This is a genomic window from Streptomyces sp. NPDC056628, assembly GCF_042792555.1.
Taxonomy (GTDB): domain Bacteria; phylum Actinomycetota; class Actinomycetes; order Streptomycetales; family Streptomycetaceae; genus Streptomyces.
Genome location: NZ_JBHTWG010000002.1, coordinates 210,068 through 225,824, shown reverse-complemented (window position 1 = coordinate 225,824; position 15,757 = coordinate 210,068). Strand labels below are relative to the sequence as shown.

The window sequence follows — 15,757 nt, the reverse complement described above, 5'->3', positions numbered from 1 at the left end:
ACCTGTCACGGTTTGCTGCCGCCGTGCGTGGTCGCTCTCCCCGCGCCGGCCCCCCTCCTCTCCCCCCTTCCCTGTCACGAGCCACTGGGACGTCATGCAGATTCAAGACCTTCCGTATCCCGACCCGGGAGTGCCCGACGCCCGCTCCGGTCCCCGCTTCCTGTGGTGGCTCTTCAGGAACCAGCTGGACGGCCAGTTCAAGGCCCTCGCCTGGGGACTGCTCCACTTCCTTTCGGTGTCCGCGCTGCCGTTCTGCGTGGGCGTGGCCGTGCAGGCCGTCGTCGACCGGTCCGGAGGCCGGCTCGCGCTGGCCGGCGGGCTGCTGGCCCTGTGCTGCGCGGGGAGCGCGCTCGGCGACACCTTCCTGCACCGCACCGCGGTCACCAACTGGATCACCGCGGCCGCCCGCGTCCAGCAGGTGCTGGCCCGCAAGGCCGCCCATCTGGGCTCGGCGCTGACCCGGCGGGTCGCCGCCGGTGAGGTCGTGGCCGTCTCGACCGGGGACGTCGAGAAGATCGGCTGGTTCGTCGAGGCCCTGTCGCGCTTCACGGCGGCGGCGGTCACCATCGTCGTCGTCTGCGTCGGTCTCGTCGTCTACCAGCCCGCGCTCGGCGTGGTCGTCGCGGTGGGCCTGCCCGTGCTGGCGCTCGCCGTCCTGCCGCTGCTCCCTCGTGCGACCCGGCGGGCCGACGTCCAGCGCGAGAAGGCGGGCCGTGCCACGGAACTGGCCTCCGACACCGTGGCCGGGCTGCGCGTCCTGCGGGGCATCGGCGGTGAGGAGCTCTTCCTCGACCGCTACCGCGCGGCCTCCCAGGAGGTGCGCCACGCGGCGGTGCGCAGCGCCCGCATGTGGTCCCTGATCTCCGCCATCCAGGTCCTGCTGCCGGGCCTGCTGCTGATCACCGTGGTCTGGTACGGCGTCCGTCTCGCCGGTGAGGGCCGCGTCGACGTCGGGGAACTCGTCGCCGTCTACAGCTCGGTCATGATCCTCACCTACCCGCTGCGGCACTTCGAGGAGATCGCGATGGCGTACTCCTTCTCCCGGCCGTCGGCCAGGCGGGCCGCGAAGGTGCTGGCGCTGGAACGGGCCACCGACACCGGTGGCACACGGGCCGCGACCGAACTGCCGTCCGGTGACCTGTACGACCCGGCGACCGGACTGCTCGCCCCGGCCGGCCGATTCACGGCCGTCGTGTGCGGTGATCCGGACGCCGCCGGACGACTGGCCGAACGGCTCGGCGGACACCCCTCGGAGAAGGGCGAGTCGGTCCTGCTGGGCGGTGTGCCGCTGGACGAGGTGCCGCTCGGCACCGCCCGTACGGCCGTCCTGGTGCAGGACAAGGACCCGGTGCTGCTCTCCGGCACGCTGCGCGACCTCCTCGACGTGCCCCAGTCGGGGGACGTCGGCCCCGAACCGGCGCTGGCCGCCGCCCAGTGCCAGGACGTCCTGGCCGCGCTGGTCCAGGGGTCGGTCGGCGCCGCGGACCCGATGGACGCCCGGATCACCGAACGCGGGCGGTCCCTGTCCGGCGGCCAGCGCCAGCGGCTCGCTCTCGCCCGGTCGCTGGTCACCGACCCGGAGGTCCTGGTCCTGGACGAGCCGACCTCGGCCGTGGACTCCCACACGGAGGCACGGATCGCGCTGGGCGTACGGGAGCTGCGGGCGGGGCGCACCACGGTGGTGTTCACCTCCTCGCCCCTCCTCCTGGACCGCGCCGACCGGGTGGTCCTCCTCCACGAGGGCGAGGTCGTCGCCGTCGGCGTCCACCGCGAACTGCTGCACACCGAGCCCCGGTACCGAGCCGTGGTGACCCGCGAACCCGACGAGGACCGGGACGAGAGCCGGGAGGAGGGCCGGAGCGAGGGCCGGCAGTCGACGGTTCCGGGCGTGCCCGGCATTCCGGCGGGAGCGCGTGCCCCGTCCGCTCTGGAGGACGTCATGAAGGAACTGGACGAGATCGAGGAGTCGGCATGATCGGCGTTGCGCCCCCGGCCTACGACCCGGCGGCCCCGACGACCGCGAACACGCTGCCGGTAGGCGCCCCGGCGACCGTACGCGCCTACGTGGCCGAGTTGTTCCGCCGGCACCGCCGCGCGTTCCTGCTCCTCGTCCTCGTGAACACCGTCGCGGTGGTCGCCTCCATGACGGGGCCCTGGCTGCTGGGCGGACTGGTGGAACGGGTGTCCGACGGCGTCGCCGGGCGCGAACTCCGTCTGGAGCTCACCGTCGGGCTGTTCGTGGCCGCGCTCGCCGTCCAGGCCGTGTTCGTCCGGCAGGTGCGGCTGCGCGGCGCGATGCTCGGCGAGCGGATGCTGGCCGATCTGCGCGAGGACTTCCTCGTCCGGTCGGTCGGGCTGCCGCCCGGTGTGCTGGAACGGGCCGGGACGGGCGATCTGCTCTCCCGGATCACCACCGACATCGACCGCCTCGGCAACGCGATGCGCGAGGCGGTGCCGCAACTCGCGATCGGCGTGGTGTGGGCGGCCCTGCTGCTGGGCGGGCTCGTCGTGACCGCGCCGCCGCTCGCCGCGGCCGTGCTCGTCGCGGTGCCGCTGCTGGTGGCGGGCTGCCGCTGGTACTTCCGGCGGGCGCCCGCCGCCTACCGCTCGGAGGCCGCCGGGTACGCCGCCGTGGCCGCCGCGCTCACCGAGACCGTGGACGCCGGGCGCACGGTGGAGGCCCACCGGCTCGGCGAACGCCGGACCGAACTGTCCGACCTGCGCATCAAGCAGTGGACCGCCTGGGAGCGCTACACCTTGTGGCTGCGGTCGGTGCTGTTCCCGGTCATCACCGTCACCCATGTGACCGTCCTGTCCTCCGTGCTGCTCATCGGCGGGGTGTTCGCCCTCCAGGGCTGGATCGGGGTCGGCCAGCTGACCACGGGCGCGCTGATCGCCCAGATGCTGGTGGACCCGGTCGGGCTCATCCTGCGCTGGTACGACGAGCTCCAGGTGGCTCAGGTGTCCCTGGCCCGTCTCGTCGGCGTACGGGACATCGAGCCGGACGCCGGCGACGCCCGGCTGACGCCGGACGGGCGGGACGTGCACGCGGACCGGGTCCACTTCGGCTACCTGGACGGCGTCGACGTGCTGCGCGAGGTCTCCCTGGAGGTCGCGCCCGGCACCCGGCTCGCCCTGGTCGGCCCCTCGGGCGCCGGCAAGTCCACCCTGGGCAGGCTGCTCGCCGGCATCTACGCGCCCCGGGACGGCCGCGTCACCCTCGGCGGCGCGGAACTGTCCCGCATGCCCGCCGAACGCGTCCGCGCCCATGTGGCCCTCGTCAACCAGGAGCACCACGTCTTCGTGGGCTCCCTGCGCGACAACCTGCTGCTGGCCCGCACCGGCGCGACCGACGCCGAGCTGTGGGAGGCGCTCCGCGCGGTCGACGCGGACAGCTGGGCCCGCGCGCTGGACGAGGATCTGGACACCGAGGTCGGCTCCGGCGGGTTCGCGCTCACCCCGGCCCAGGCCCAGCAGATCGCGCTGGCCCGTCTGGTACTGGCCGACCCTCACACCCTGGTCCTGGACGAGGCGACCTCGCTCCTCGACCCTCGGGCCGCCCGCCATCTGGAGCGGTCGCTTGCCCGGGTCCTCGACGGCCGCACGGTCGTCGCCATCGCCCACCGCCTGCACACGGCCCACGACGCGGACCTCATCGCCGTCGTGGAGAACGGCCGCATCAGCGAGCTCGGCAGCCATGCGGAGCTGGTGGAGGCTGACGGCGCTTACGCGGCGCTGTGGCAGTCGTGGCACGGGTGAGGGGGTGTCTCGAGTAGCCCCGCCCCGGGCGGCTCGGGCGACCCGGGCGTGCACGGCTCGGCCTGGGTGGTCCCGCCTTCGGTGGCTCGGAGGATGACCCGGCACGGGGCGGGCCGACCCCAGGTGGCTCGGATAGCTCGGCCTCGCGTGGCTCGGGTGGGCCGGGCTGCTCGGTTGCGGGCCTGAGGGTCGGCGGGGCCGTGAACCGTGGCCCGCGGCTGCCCCCGCTGACCGCGCTCGGCGTGGGCTCCTCCAGGTGGCGAGGCGCGCCGGCCGCCCGGAGGCCAGCCCTCCCCCCGGGTCGGCACGGCCGTCCCGGCGCCGGGGCTGCCGTCCGCTGCCCGTGCCCGGAAGGCCACAGCCTGGGGCCGTGCCGTTGCGCGGGGGCGAAAAGGGGTGGAAGGCTGGATATCGGCACCGGTTCGGGGAGCACCCGGGAACCTCGCGGTTCGCGTCGGGTGCGCCCTGTGTCCCGCGTCGCGGCGTCACGCCGTCGGCCGCGGTGACACCTCGGGCCCTTCCCCACCACCTGGAGGTACCCGTGAACAGCGCCGATGGATGGGGTGACGACGTCTACCAGCCCAACAACGACGAGCAGCGTGAGGACACGGGTGTCCTCGACGTCGAGGACACCCTGGAGGACGACGGCGTCGACGATCCGCTGGACCGCGGCTGGTCCCCTCCGGAACGTCCCTGGGCGGTGAACCACTACGGCGTCACCGCCGCCGAGGCCCGTCGGGGCGAGCCCCTCGACCTGCGGCTCGCCGAGGAGATACCCGACCTCACCCCCCCGGACGGTGACGACGTGGGGGACGCCAAGGACACGGACGGGGAACCGCTCGACAAGGAGGTCGGGTACAGGCGCTCCGGACGCCTCGTGGCACCGGACGAGGGTGCCCACGAGGACGAGGAGAGCGCGCTCGTCGCCACCGACGTCGGCATCGACGGAGCGGCCGCGTCCGCGGAGGAGGCAGCGGTGCACACCATCGACGGGGACGCCGTGTCCGGCTGACGACGAGCCCGGTCCGTACGGCCCGGTCACCCGCGGTCCCCGTCCCCCGGTGCCCTCATGGGACGGCCCGCACCTCGGCTCCCAGACCTCCACCTCCGGCCCGACGCCGCCACCTGAGGAGTACGCATGCAGCAGGACAAGCACCCCGACTACCACCCGGTCGTCTTCCGTGACCGCGCCGCCGGCTACGCCTTCCTGACCCGGTCCACCGCGACCAGCGAGCAGACCATCGAGTGGGACGACGGCGAGACCTACCCGGTCGTGGACGTCGAGATCTCCTCGGAGAGTCACCCCTTCTACACAGGCAAGGCCCGCACCGTGGACACCGAGGGCCGCGTCGCCGCGTTCGAGCGGCGGTACGGGAGCGGCGGAGCCGGTCAGGGCAGCTGACCCGGCCTCCGGACGGCGGGGCCCGCGACCGGAGGAACGGGGCCGTGGCCCGGTCAGATCACGTTCAGCGCCGCCGCGCCGCCCACGCCGCCCAGGACCATGAACGCCGGCATCAGCACCTTGAGCTCCACCCAGCTGCCGGCCCGGAAGCGCATGAACTTCGGCGGGCCAAGCGGGTACCAGCGCTTGCGTCCCACCGGGATGGGCCACAGGATCGGGCAGCCGGACACCGTGAGCGCGTCCCCGATGTCGTGCACCAGGGCACCCAGCACGACGGGTAGGCCCAGCCACAGGTACTCCTGGCCCGGTGCCGTGAACAGCCAGTTCGAACCGTGGCCCGGCTTGCCGAGGACACCCGCGAGGATCCACGAGCTGGTGGCGGCGAGCAGCCACACCAGCACGTCGGCGCTCGCCCCTCGCGTCGCGCGCCACAGCAGGCCCTCGATGGCCAGCACCAGGTGCACGAAGAGGATCGCCAGCACCGCCCAGCGGTCCCCCTCCAAAGCCAGGGCCGAGGTGCCGCCGCCGATGAGGGCCGCCCACACCCAGGTGTGGGTCAGTGTGCGGTGGCCGCCCGAGCGCCGGGGGTCGCCCGGCTTCTTCGTGCCCTTGTAGATGGCGTACGACAGCTTGTCGATGATCTCGCAGAGCCAGCGGGACAGCGGTCCGAAGGCCCGCGAGATGGTGGCCGCCTTGTGGTCGAGGTCGGGTGCCAGCGCGGCTCCGGCGCAGATGAGCGCACCGGTGAGGAGCACCGGCCACGGCATCCCGTGGCCCGTCGCAGCGGCGGCCGCTCCGACGCCGAGCCAGGCGGCGGCCCCCGACAGTGAGTGTGCTGGTCCCATCATGGCCGTAGCCCGCCCCATTCCTCGTGTGCCGCTGTCCAGTTGACCGAGTCCGCTGACCTGCGGTCGGCGACACAGCGTAGCGTTCGCGATCTTCGTCTCCGCAGCCGATTCCCCTGTGCGGGCACCGGGCAGGCAAGATGGGTGGGTGACCCTCATCGATCAGCTGCCGACGACCGCCGACCCCGACGCCCTCTACGAAGCCTTCGAGTCGTGGGCCCGGGAGCGTGGTCTCACGCTCTACCCCCATCAGGAGGAGGCGCTGATCGAGGTGGTCTCCGGCGCGAACGTGATCGTGTCGACGCCCACCGGCTCCGGCAAGAGCATGATCGCGGCGGGCGCCCACTTCGCGGCGCTGGCCCGTGACGAGGTCACCTTCTACACCGCGCCGATCAAGGCACTGGTCTCGGAGAAGTTCTTCGAGCTGTGCAAGCTCTTCGGCACGGAGAACGTCGGGATGCTGACCGGCGACGCGTCCGTCAACGCCGACGCCCCCATCATCTGCTGCACCGCGGAGGTGCTCGCGTCGATCGCGCTGCGCGACGGCAAGCACGCCGACGTCGGCCAGGTCGTGATGGACGAGTTCCACTTCTACGCGGAGGGGGACCGCGGCTGGGCCTGGCAGATCCCCATCCTGGAACTGCCGCAGGCCCAGTTCATCCTGATGTCGGCGACGCTCGGCGACGTCTCGATGTTCGAGAAGGACCTGACCCGGCGCACGGGCCGGCCGACCGCCGTGGTCCGCTCGGCAACCCGGCCGGTGCCGCTCTCCTACAAGTACCGCCTCACGCCGCTCACCGAGACGCTGACGGAACTGCTGGAGACCAAGCAGGCTCCGGTCTACATCGTGCACTTCACACAGGCGCAGGCCGTGGAGCGGGCGCAGGCGCTGATGAGCATCAACATGTGTACGCGCGAGGAGAAGGACCAGATCGCCGAGCTGATCGGCAACTTCCGGTTCACCACCAAGTTCGGCCGGAACCTGTCCCGGTACGTCCGGCACGGCATCGGCGTCCATCACGCCGGCATGCTGCCGAAGTACCGGCGTCTGGTGGAGAAACTGGCGCAGGCCGGACTGCTGAAGGTCATCTGCGGCACCGACACGCTCGGCGTCGGCGTCAACGTGCCGATCCGCACGGTGCTGTTCACGGCCCTGACCAAGTACGACGGCAGCCGGGTCCGTACGCTGCGCGCCCGCGAGTTCCACCAGATCGCGGGGCGCGCCGGGCGGGCCGGCTTCGACACGGCGGGCTTCGTGGTGGCGCAGGCACCCGAGCACGTCATCGAGAATGAGAAGGCCCTCGCCAAGGCCGGCGACGATCCGAAGAAGCGCCGCAAGGTCGTCCGCAAGAAGGCCCCGGAGGGGTTCGTCGGCTGGACGGAGAACACCTTCGAGAAACTGATCACCTCGGAGCCGGAGCCGCTGACGTCCCGCTTCCGGGTCACGCACACCATGCTGCTCTCGGTGATCGCCCGTCCCGGCAACGCGTTCAAGGCGATGCGGCACCTGCTGGAGGACAACCACGAGCCCCGCAAGCAGCAGCTGCGGCACATCCGGCGCGCGATCGCGATCTACCGGTCGCTGCTGGGCGGCGGCATCGTCGAGAAGCTCGACGAACCGGACGCCACCGGCCGCGTCGTCCGGCTCACGGTCGACCTCCAGCAGGACTTCGCGCTCAACCAGCCGCTGTCGACGTTCGCGCTGGCCGCGTTCGAGCTGCTGGACCCGGATTCGCCGTCGTACGCCCTGGACATGGTGTCGGTCGTGGAGTCCACTCTGGACGATCCGCGGCAGATCCTCGTCGCCCAGCTGAACAAGGCGAAGGGCGAGGCCGTCGCCGCGATGAAGGCGGACGGCGTGGAGTACGAGGAGCGCATGGAGAGCCTGCAGGACATCTCGTACCCCAAGCCCCTGGAGGAGCTGCTCTTCCACGCGTACAACACGTACCGCAAGAGCCACCCGTGGGTCGGCGACCACCCGCTGTCGCCGAAGTCCGTCGTGCGGGACATGTACGAACGGGCCATGTCCTTCACCGAGTTGGTGTCGTTCTACGAGCTGGCCCGGACCGAGGGCATCGTGCTGCGCTACCTCGCCAGCGCCTTCAAGGCCCTCGACCACAACATCCCCGACGATCTGAAGTCCGAGGACCTGCAGGACCTGATCGAGTGGCTCGGGGAGATGGTGCGCCAGGTCGACTCCAGCCTGCTGGACGAGTGGGAGCAGCTCGCCAACCCCGAGGTGATGACCGCGGAGGAGGCCCAGGAGAAGGCCGACGAGGTCAAGCCGGTCACCACCAACGCCCGTGCCTTCCGGGTCCTCGTCCGCAACGCCATGTTCCGGCGCGTGGAGCTCGCCGCGCTCGACCAGGTCGAGGAACTGGGCGAGTTGGACGCGGAGTCCGGCTGGGACGCCGAGGCCTGGGGCGAGGCGTTGGACAAGTACTGGGACGAGTACGACGACCTCGGCACCGGGCCGGACGCCCGCGGCCCCAAGCTCCTGGTGATCGAGGAGGAGCCGGCGAACCGGCTGTGGCGGGTGCGTCAGATCTTCGACGACCCCAACGGCGACCACGACTGGGGCATCAGTGCGGAGGTCGACCTCACGGCATCCGACGCGGAGGGCCGCGCGGTCGTCCGTGTCACCGACGTCGGCCAGCTGTGACCTCAGGAGAGACACACCCATGACGACCAACCCGGCGGAAAGCCTCGTCGACCTGCTCGACCTGGAGCAGATCGAGGTCACCATCTTTCGCGGCCGCAGTCCGCAGGAGTCCTTGCAGCGGGTCTTCGGCGGCCAGGTGGCCGGCCAGGCGCTGGTCGCCGCCGGACGCACCACCGAGGGCGACCGCCCCGTGCATTCGCTGCACGCGTATTTCCTGCGCCCGGGGCGTCCCGGTGTGCCGATCGTGTACCAGGTCGAACGGGTCCGGGACGGCAGGTCGTTCACGACCCGCAGGGTCACCGGAGTGCAGCAGGGCCGCACGATCTTCAATCTCACCGCCTCCTTCCACAAGCCCGAAGAGGGAAGCTTCGAGCATCAGTTGCCGCCGGCCCGCGAGGTCCCGGCGCCCGAGTCGCTGCCGACGGTCGCGGACGAGATCCGTGAGCATCTCGGCGCGCTGCCGGAGCAGTTGGAGCGGATGGCCCGGCGCCAGCCCTTCGACATCCGCTACGTCGACCGGCTGCGCTGGACCGAGGACGAGGTCAAGGGCGCCGAACCGCGCAGCGCGGTGTGGATGCGCGCGGTCGGACCGCTGGGCGACGACCCTCTGGTGCACACCTGCGCGCTGACGTACGCCAGCGACATGACGCTCCTGGACGCCGTGCGTATCCCGGTCGAGCCCCTGTGGGGTCCGCGGGGCTTCGACATGGCGTCGCTGGATCACGCCATGTGGTTCCACCGGCCCTTCCGGGCGGACGAGTGGTTCCTCTATGACCAGGAGTCACCGATCGCGACCGGCGGACGGGGACTCGCCCGGGGCCGGATCTACGACCGGCAGGGCCGTCTGCTGGTGTCGGTCGTCCAGGAAGGGCTGTTCAGGGCGCTTTAGCCGCGGCAGGCCGGCGGCGGAACCGGCCCAGGAGCCCGCGCGGTGCCTTCGGTCCTCCCACCGGGGGTGCGAGGGGCCGCGGCCGGGCGGGAGCCCGTCGTGGCGTGGGGAGCGGTGCGGGCCGCGCCTCCCGCGCCTCCCGTACGAGCGCGGTCAGCTCGGTCCTCAGCAGACCGACCTCGTCCGCGTCGTCCGCCGTCATGATCCGCTCGGCGATGCGCGCGGTGGGGGATCCCGGGGCACCGGTCACCGGGGGCCCTGGCCGGAAGCGGTTCAGATGGGACCGCTCGAAGGGGTCGGGGACGGCCGTCGCGATCTCGGCCGGGTCGAGGAACGCGGCGAACGCTCCGGCCCTCCCCCACAGGCCGTCGGACTGGCGGAGCAGGAACCCGCGGTGCCGCCCCCGCCAGTTGCGCGGCCGCAGGTCGACGCCCGCGGCCAGCAGGGCCCGCGGACCCTCGGGCATCCGGCGGGCTTTCAGGAGCGGGACGTTCTCCTCGTCGGCGGCGAACCGGCTCAGCTCTTCGGCGAGGTACAGCCAGACGACCGCGCGGTACCGGTTGAGGTACCACGTGGTGGGGACGACCAGGCCCAGGCGGGCGAGTCGGGTGAACCGGCCGGCGGGTACGTCCAGGAGCCGCGCGGCCTCGGCCGTGCCCACGACCTCGACCCGGGCCAGCAGTGACTCCGGGAATCCCTGCGCCGAGCGCACCCGGTCGATCTCGGACCGGGTGACGCGGCGGCCGCCGCCCCCTCCCTCGTCGGGAACCGTCCGGATCAGACCGAGGTGCACGGCGAGGTCCAGATCGCTTCGCCGGAGCCCGAGGTCCCGCGCCGCGCGGCTCGGTGTGAAGGGACGCCCGTGTGGTGTCGTGATGGTGTCGCCAGACATGCTGTGTCTCCCCCGTGGAGTCGATCGGTCACGCTCGGTGCGTGCGTCGTGACAGAAATGTAGCCCGGTCGCCGCCCGTCGTGGCGGGCCTGTGGACAACTCCGTCGGGGTGGACGAATCAGCAGGTCAGAGGTCTGTGAAAGGGGCGACGTCGGGCAGCCGCGCATCCACGTCGAGATGTTCGCCCACCCGGTTGACGAGCAGGGTCATCTCGTAGGCGATCTGGCCGATGTCGCCCTCCGCGCCGCTGAGCACGCACAGGCAGCTGCCCGACCCGGCGGCGGTCACGAACAGGACGGCGTCGTCGAACTCGATCATCGTCTGGCGGACCCTGCCCGCGCCGAAGTGCCGTCCCGAGCCCTTGGCCAGGCTGTGCAGTCCGGACGAGACGGCGGCGAGGTGCTCGGCGTCCTCCCGCCTCAGCCCCCTGCTCGCTCCGGTCACCAGCCCGTCGTTCGACAGCACCAGCGCGTGCCGCACGTGATCGACGCGTTGTGTCAGGTCGTCCAGCAGCCACCCGAGCTTCTGGTTCTGCGCCATGGTCCGGTCTCCCCGTGTAGATGAGTCCTCCGGCACGGAGGAACTCTTCGACACCATTGCGGACCATCCGGCCCCCGGGCAAGGAGGATGAGGGCATGGCGAAGAAGATGACCGAGGACGAATGGCGGGCGTTCGTCTCGCAGGGCACCCGCTCCGGAAAACTCTCCACGGTGCGGGCCGACGGCAGCCCGCACGTGGCACCGATCTGGTTCCTGCTGGACGGCGACGAGCTGGTGTTCAACACCTCCGCGTCCAGTGTGAAGGGCCGCAACGTGGTCCGTGACGGCCGGGTGGCGCTGTGTGTGGACGACGACCGTCCGCCGTACGCCTTCGTGGTGATCCAGGGCCGCGCGCGCGTGTCGGAGGATCTGGACGAGTTGAAGCACTGGGCCGGGCGGATCGGGGCGCGCTACATGGGTGAGGAGCGCGCCGAGGAGTTCGGGGCCCGCAACGGCGTGCCCGGCGAACTCCTGGTCCGCGTCGCGATCGACAAGGTGCTGGCGGAGCGCGACGTCGCCGACTGATCCGGCGTCGTGCGCGGCCGGGACCGGGCGGGCCGGTCAGCCCACGGAGTCGAGCAGCCGGGCGGTGTGCATCCGCCCGGCGTACTCGACGAGGCGGATCAGTACCTCTTTCCCCGAGTCGCGGTCCCGGGCGTCGCAGATCACCACCGGTGTCCCCTGGTCCAGGTCCAGGGCGCGGGCGACGTCCTGGACGCCGTACGCCCGGGCGCCGGGAAAGCAGTTCACGGCCACGACGAACGGGATGTGCCGGTGCTCGAAGAAGTCGACGGCGGGGAAGCAGTCCTCCAGTCGGCGGGTGTCCGCGAGGACGACGGCGCCCAGGGCGCCCTGGGACAGTTCGTCCCACAGGAACCAGAAGCGGTCCTGGCCCGGGGTGCCGAAGAGGTAGAGGGACAGGCCGGACCGGATGGTGATCCGCCCGAAGTCCATGGCGACCGTCGTCGTGACCTTGTGGTCCACGCCGTCGGTGTCGTCCACCGACTGCCCCACCTCACTGAGCAGTTCCTCGGTGCGCAGCGGCTTGATCTCGCTGACCGCGCCCACCAGGGTCGTCTTGCCCACGCCGAACCCGCCGGCGACAAGGATCTTCAACGCCAGGGCGGACGTGTCGCCGTCGAAGGCGTCGGAGTGCTCGGAGACCATCGCTCACTTCTCTCTGGAGTGCCGGCATAGGTCGACGTCACTGCGCGAAGTCAGCATCATGACAACGGCCTCTCCTCTTCGTGGGGTTGGATCGCTTTTTGCCCGATGCGACCGTCTCGTACCTGTTCGATGTCCGTACGGGTGCACGCGGGGGGCCGTAGGGACCGCCTGGGTTCGGAAATCTCGCGCCCCGCCCTCCCGTCTCCGTCCGGCGGCTACAGCGCACGCAGGCCCTCGATGACCTCGCGCAGGATGCGTTCGTCGGGCAGGTGGGCGGGGGGTACCGGACGGCTGACGGTGACCCGCCCGCGTTCCAGCAGGTCGCCCAGGAGCACCCGGACCACGCCGACGGGCAGGTCGGCGCCCGCCGCCAGTTCCGCGACCGACTGGGTCTCCGGCCGGCACAGTTCGATCAGGGCACGGTGTTCCGGCCCGAGGGTGCTGTCGTCGTCGGTGCCGGGTGCGGCGGTGGACAGGGTGACGAGGGCGATCAGGTCGAACTTCACCCCGTTGGGGCCGGGTCTGGTGCGTCCGCCCGTCATCGCGTACGGGCGCACCAGGGGCCCGGCCTCGTTGTCGTACCACTGGCTGCCCTGCTCGCGCCGGGTGTCCGGGTCTTGCGTGTTCATCTGCGCCGGCCGCCCTTCCGTCTCATCCCCCGGCGGGCGGCCGGGTGGTGGTGCGGGTCGGGGTGTGAAGGTGCTCGCCGACCCGTTTGACCATGCGTGCCATCTCGTAGGCCACCAGACCGATGTCGGCGGTCACCGCGGTCAGGACGGCGAGGCAGGAGCCGTCGCCCGCCGCCGCCACGAAGAGGAAGGCGTCGTCCATCTCGACCATGGTCTGGCGCACTCCGCCGACCCCGAAGTGGCGGCCGGTGCCCTTGGCCAGCGAGTGGAACCCGGAGGCGACGGCGGCGAGATGCTCGGCGTCGGAGCGGCGCAGATCGGACGACGAGCCCACCGCGAGCCCGTCGTTGGAGAGCACGACGGCGTGCCGCACCTCGCTCACCCGTGTCACCAGGTCGTCCAGCAGCCAGTCGAGTTCGCCGGACCGGCCGGCGGCCCTCATGCTCGGGTCCGGGATCATGCGAAATCTCCTTCGCTGCCGTCGTGGCGTTCTGCGGGATCGGTTGGGGTACCACGGCCGGACGGCCTGCCACCGCCGCGCGCCCACCCGTCGCGGTACGCGGCCATGCGGTCCCTGACGACTTCGGGGGTGCGCCCGTGGTCGGGCCGTTCCGCCGGTGCGGTCCGCGCGGGGTCGTCGGCGTGGCGTTCGCGCAGCTGGGGCGCGAGGCTCGCCTGCCGGACCCGGCGTGGCAGGTCGTCGGTGACGCCGGAGTCGTCCGGGGGCCGGTGAAGTCGCAACGTCGTGACTCCGGGGGGTGAGGTGCGGGTCGGCTCGGGCGCGGGTGGCGCGGGCGCCATCAGGGCGGGGCGTTCGGCGGTGGTGGGCACGGACTCCTGGCGCCGTTCCGTGACGGGCACGCGCGCGTAGTCGTGTTCGGCGGGCCGCTCGGCGCCGGCCGCGTCGTGGCTGGAACGTTCCGCCGGGCCGTCGTGCAGCAGGGCTGTGGGCAGCAGCACCACGGCGGTGGTGCCGCCGTACGGCGAGGTGCTCAGGTGCACCTTGATGCCGTGCCGGGCGGCGAGCCGGCTGACCACGAACAGGCCGAGCCGGTCGCTGTCGAACAGGTCGAGCGCCTCGGACTGCTCGATGCGCCGGTTGGCCTCGGCCAGGGCCTCCTTGCCCATCCCGAGGCCGCGGTCCTCGACCTCGACGGCGTACCCGTTGCCGACGGGTTCGCCGGTGACGCGCACACGCGTGTGCGGGGGCGAGAACTGTGCCGCGTTCTCGACGAGTTCGGCCAGGAGGTGGGTGAGGTCGGCGACGGCCGCGCCGAGGACGGACGCCTCGGGAAGCTGCCGTACCTCGACGCGCGCGTAGTCCTCGACCTCCGAGACGGCCGCGCGCACCACGTCGGTGAGGGAGACCGGCATCCGCCACGCTCGCCCCGGAGCCGCACCGGAGAGGATGATCAGGCTCTCCGCGTGGCGCCGCATGCGCGTGGTGAGGTGGTCGAGCCGGAAGAGGTCGCCCAGTTCGTTCGGGTCGTCGCTGCGCCGCTCCATGCTGTCCAGCAGGGTCAGCTGGCGGTGCACGAGGACCTGGCTGCGGCGGGCGAGGTTCACGAAGATCCCCGAGACGCCGCTGGCGAGTTCGGCGCGTTCCACGGCCGCCCGCAGGGCCGCACGGTGCACGGTGTTCAGGGCCTCGCCGACCTGTCCGGCCTCGTCCTCGGCCGGCGGCCCGGGCGGCGCCTCGCTGCGGACGTCGATCTCCTCACCGGCGCGCAGTCTCCGCATGGCCTCGGGGAGTTTGTGCCGGGCGATCTCCAGAGCCGTGTCCCGCAGGGTCACCAGTTCCACGACGAGTCCGCGCCCGATGCGCACGGAGATGACGAGCGAGGCGGCGACGGCGAGCAGACCGAAGAGCACGGCGGCGCCGGCCGGGGTGAGCAGCCCCCGGGTGAACGGGTCGGCGCGGCCCGCGACCGCGCGTCCGGCGTCCTGCTGGATGGTGCGCATCGCGCCCTGCACGCGTGCGTGTGCCGCGCTCCAGCCGGCTCCCGGACCCGCGTCGGCCGTCGGCGCGGGCGAGCCGGGCCGGGTGGCGGTGACCGTGTCCTCCAGGGCGGTGACGGCCGCGTAGTCGTCGCCGGTGGCGAGCCGCCGCCAGGCCGCGCGCTGGGTGCCGCGCAGATCGGCGACGGCGGAGCCGGTGAGGGTACGGCGGGTGCTGACGGCGCCGGTGAACAGCCTCAGCCGCGTGCCGTCGAGGCGTCCGGCGAGGCGAGCACTGTCCAGCACCGCCTGTTCCTGGGCGAGCGCCTCTCCCGCGCGGGCGAATTCGAGCAGCACGCGCGCGTCGGAGCCGAGTTCGGCGTCCTGGACGCCGGTCAGCGCGCCCAGCACGGCGAAGGCACTCTCGATGGTCCCCGTGTACTGCCCGTACGTCCCCTGCCAGCCGGAGCGTCGGTCGAGGACGTCGTCCCGCACCACGCTCAGCCGCTCCGCGCCCGTCACGAAGGTCGTGAGCCGCGGGGCCACCCCGGTGGGGAACTCCTCGCCGTCGGCGACCGTGTTGCGCTCCCCGAGCCGCAGCTTCGCCACCGCCTCGCGGCTGTCCTCCGCCAGCCTCCTGTAGTCCGCAGCACGGCCTGCGGACGGATCGGTCGCGTACCGCACCGCCGCCGTGCGTTCGGCCTGGAGCGCGGCCACGGCGGCGGTGACGGGGTCCCTGATCGCGTCGTCCACGCGCTGGAGCTGGCGCAGCCGGGCGACGTCCTGCGCCGTGGTGACGGTGGCGAAGGCCCACAGGGCCAGCAGTGAGACGACCGGGACCATCAGCAGGCAGACGACCTTGGCGCGGACCGTGCGGGGACGCAGGGCGCGCGGGGGCGCGGTGTCGGAACTCGCGCCCGGTGAGTCCTCCGGGCCTTCGTCGGCCGGCGGTCCGGCGTGTGCGCGGCGTCCTCGCACGGGAGGCGGGGACGGGGCTCCGGCGTCGGCTGCGGTGCTGCTACGGGGGGTACGCAT

General features: G+C 72.3%; 14 protein-coding genes. 7 read left to right on the top strand and 7 right to left on the bottom strand.

Features of this window, described 5'->3' with window-relative positions; genetic code table 11:
• Positions 1-94 precede the first annotated feature (94 nt).
• The 4 genes from ACFRAC_RS04390 (at position 95) to ACFRAC_RS04375 (ending at position 5,161) form a co-directional block, all read left to right on the top strand.
• A complete protein-coding gene (locus ACFRAC_RS04390; protein WP_382920461.1) occupies positions 95-1,975 on the top strand; it encodes an ABC transporter transmembrane domain-containing protein in 1,881 nt (626 codons plus the stop codon).
• Complete coding sequence (locus tag ACFRAC_RS04385) at positions 1,972-3,759, top strand: ABC transporter ATP-binding protein (protein WP_382920458.1); 1,788 nt, start codon at positions 1,972-1,974, stop codon at positions 3,757-3,759. Before ACFRAC_RS04390 ends, ACFRAC_RS04385 begins: the two co-directional genes overlap by 4 nt.
• Positions 3,760-4,300: 541 nt before the next feature.
• Complete coding sequence (locus tag ACFRAC_RS04380) at positions 4,301-4,771, top strand: DUF5709 domain-containing protein (protein ID WP_382920455.1); 471 nt, start codon at positions 4,301-4,303, stop codon at positions 4,769-4,771.
• A 126-nt stretch (positions 4,772-4,897) separates the two neighbouring features.
• Entirely contained in the window at positions 4,898-5,161 is a 264-nt protein-coding gene (locus ACFRAC_RS04375) for a type B 50S ribosomal protein L31 (protein ID WP_361345910.1), read from the top strand.
• 53 nt (positions 5,162-5,214) lie between these two features.
• On the opposite strand, the gene ACFRAC_RS04370 is transcribed toward ACFRAC_RS04375, so the two are convergent.
• Complete coding sequence (locus ACFRAC_RS04370; RefSeq protein ID WP_382920451.1) at positions 5,215-6,009, bottom strand: metal-dependent hydrolase; 795 nt, start codon at positions 6,007-6,009, stop codon at positions 5,215-5,217.
• Positions 6,010-6,154: 145 nt separating this feature from the next.
• On the opposite strand from ACFRAC_RS04370, the gene ACFRAC_RS04365 reads away from it, so the two are divergent.
• Both ACFRAC_RS04365 and ACFRAC_RS04360 read left to right on the top strand, forming a co-directional pair.
• Positions 6,155-8,668 (top strand): DUF3516 domain-containing protein, encoded by a 2,514-nt coding sequence (locus ACFRAC_RS04365; protein ID WP_382920448.1) that lies wholly within the window; start codon positions 6,155-6,157, stop codon positions 8,666-8,668.
• 19 nt (positions 8,669-8,687) lie between these two features.
• Positions 8,688-9,557, top strand: a complete 870-nt coding sequence (locus tag ACFRAC_RS04360; RefSeq protein WP_382920445.1) for an acyl-CoA thioesterase — start codon at positions 8,688-8,690, stop codon at positions 9,555-9,557.
• Here the strand turns inward: ACFRAC_RS04360 and ACFRAC_RS04355 are convergent.
• Both ACFRAC_RS04355 and ACFRAC_RS04350 read right to left on the bottom strand, forming a co-directional pair.
• Positions 9,544-10,449, bottom strand: coding sequence for a DUF6397 family protein (locus tag ACFRAC_RS04355; RefSeq protein WP_382920441.1), 906 nt, complete (start codon positions 10,447-10,449; stop codon positions 9,544-9,546). The two genes, ACFRAC_RS04360 and ACFRAC_RS04355, sit on opposite strands and share 14 nt — an antisense overlap.
• Positions 10,450-10,575: 126 nt before the next feature.
• On the bottom strand, positions 10,576-10,989 hold the full coding sequence (locus ACFRAC_RS04350; RefSeq protein ID WP_382920438.1) for a roadblock/LC7 domain-containing protein: 414 nt from the start codon (positions 10,987-10,989) through the stop codon (positions 10,576-10,578).
• A 95-nt stretch (positions 10,990-11,084) separates the two neighbouring features.
• Here ACFRAC_RS04350 and ACFRAC_RS04345 point away from each other — a divergent pair, with 95 nt between their 5' ends.
• Positions 11,085-11,513 carry a PPOX class F420-dependent oxidoreductase gene (locus tag ACFRAC_RS04345; RefSeq protein WP_382920435.1) on the top strand — a complete coding sequence of 143 codons (429 nt, stop codon included), beginning with the start codon at positions 11,085-11,087 and terminating at the stop codon, positions 11,511-11,513.
• Between the two features lie 36 nt (positions 11,514-11,549).
• Here ACFRAC_RS04345 and ACFRAC_RS04340 read toward each other — a convergent pair whose 3' ends face one another.
• From ACFRAC_RS04340 to ACFRAC_RS04325, 4 genes are all read right to left on the bottom strand, one after another.
• Positions 11,550-12,155, bottom strand: a complete 606-nt coding sequence (locus tag ACFRAC_RS04340) for an ATP/GTP-binding protein (RefSeq protein ID WP_382920432.1) — start codon at positions 12,153-12,155, stop codon at positions 11,550-11,552.
• Positions 12,156-12,370: 215 nt separating this feature from the next.
• Entirely contained in the window at positions 12,371-12,784 is a 414-nt protein-coding gene (locus ACFRAC_RS04335; RefSeq protein WP_382920430.1) for a DUF742 domain-containing protein, read from the bottom strand.
• A gap of 22 nt (positions 12,785-12,806) precedes the next feature.
• Positions 12,807-13,244, bottom strand: coding sequence for a roadblock/LC7 domain-containing protein (locus tag ACFRAC_RS04330; protein WP_382920427.1), 438 nt, complete (start codon positions 13,242-13,244; stop codon positions 12,807-12,809).
• The gene (locus tag ACFRAC_RS04325; RefSeq protein ID WP_382920424.1) at positions 13,241-15,757 is read right to left on the bottom strand and encodes a nitrate- and nitrite sensing domain-containing protein; all 2,517 of its coding nucleotides are present in this window, start codon (positions 15,755-15,757) and stop codon (positions 13,241-13,243) included. Before ACFRAC_RS04325 ends, ACFRAC_RS04330 begins: the two co-directional genes overlap by 4 nt.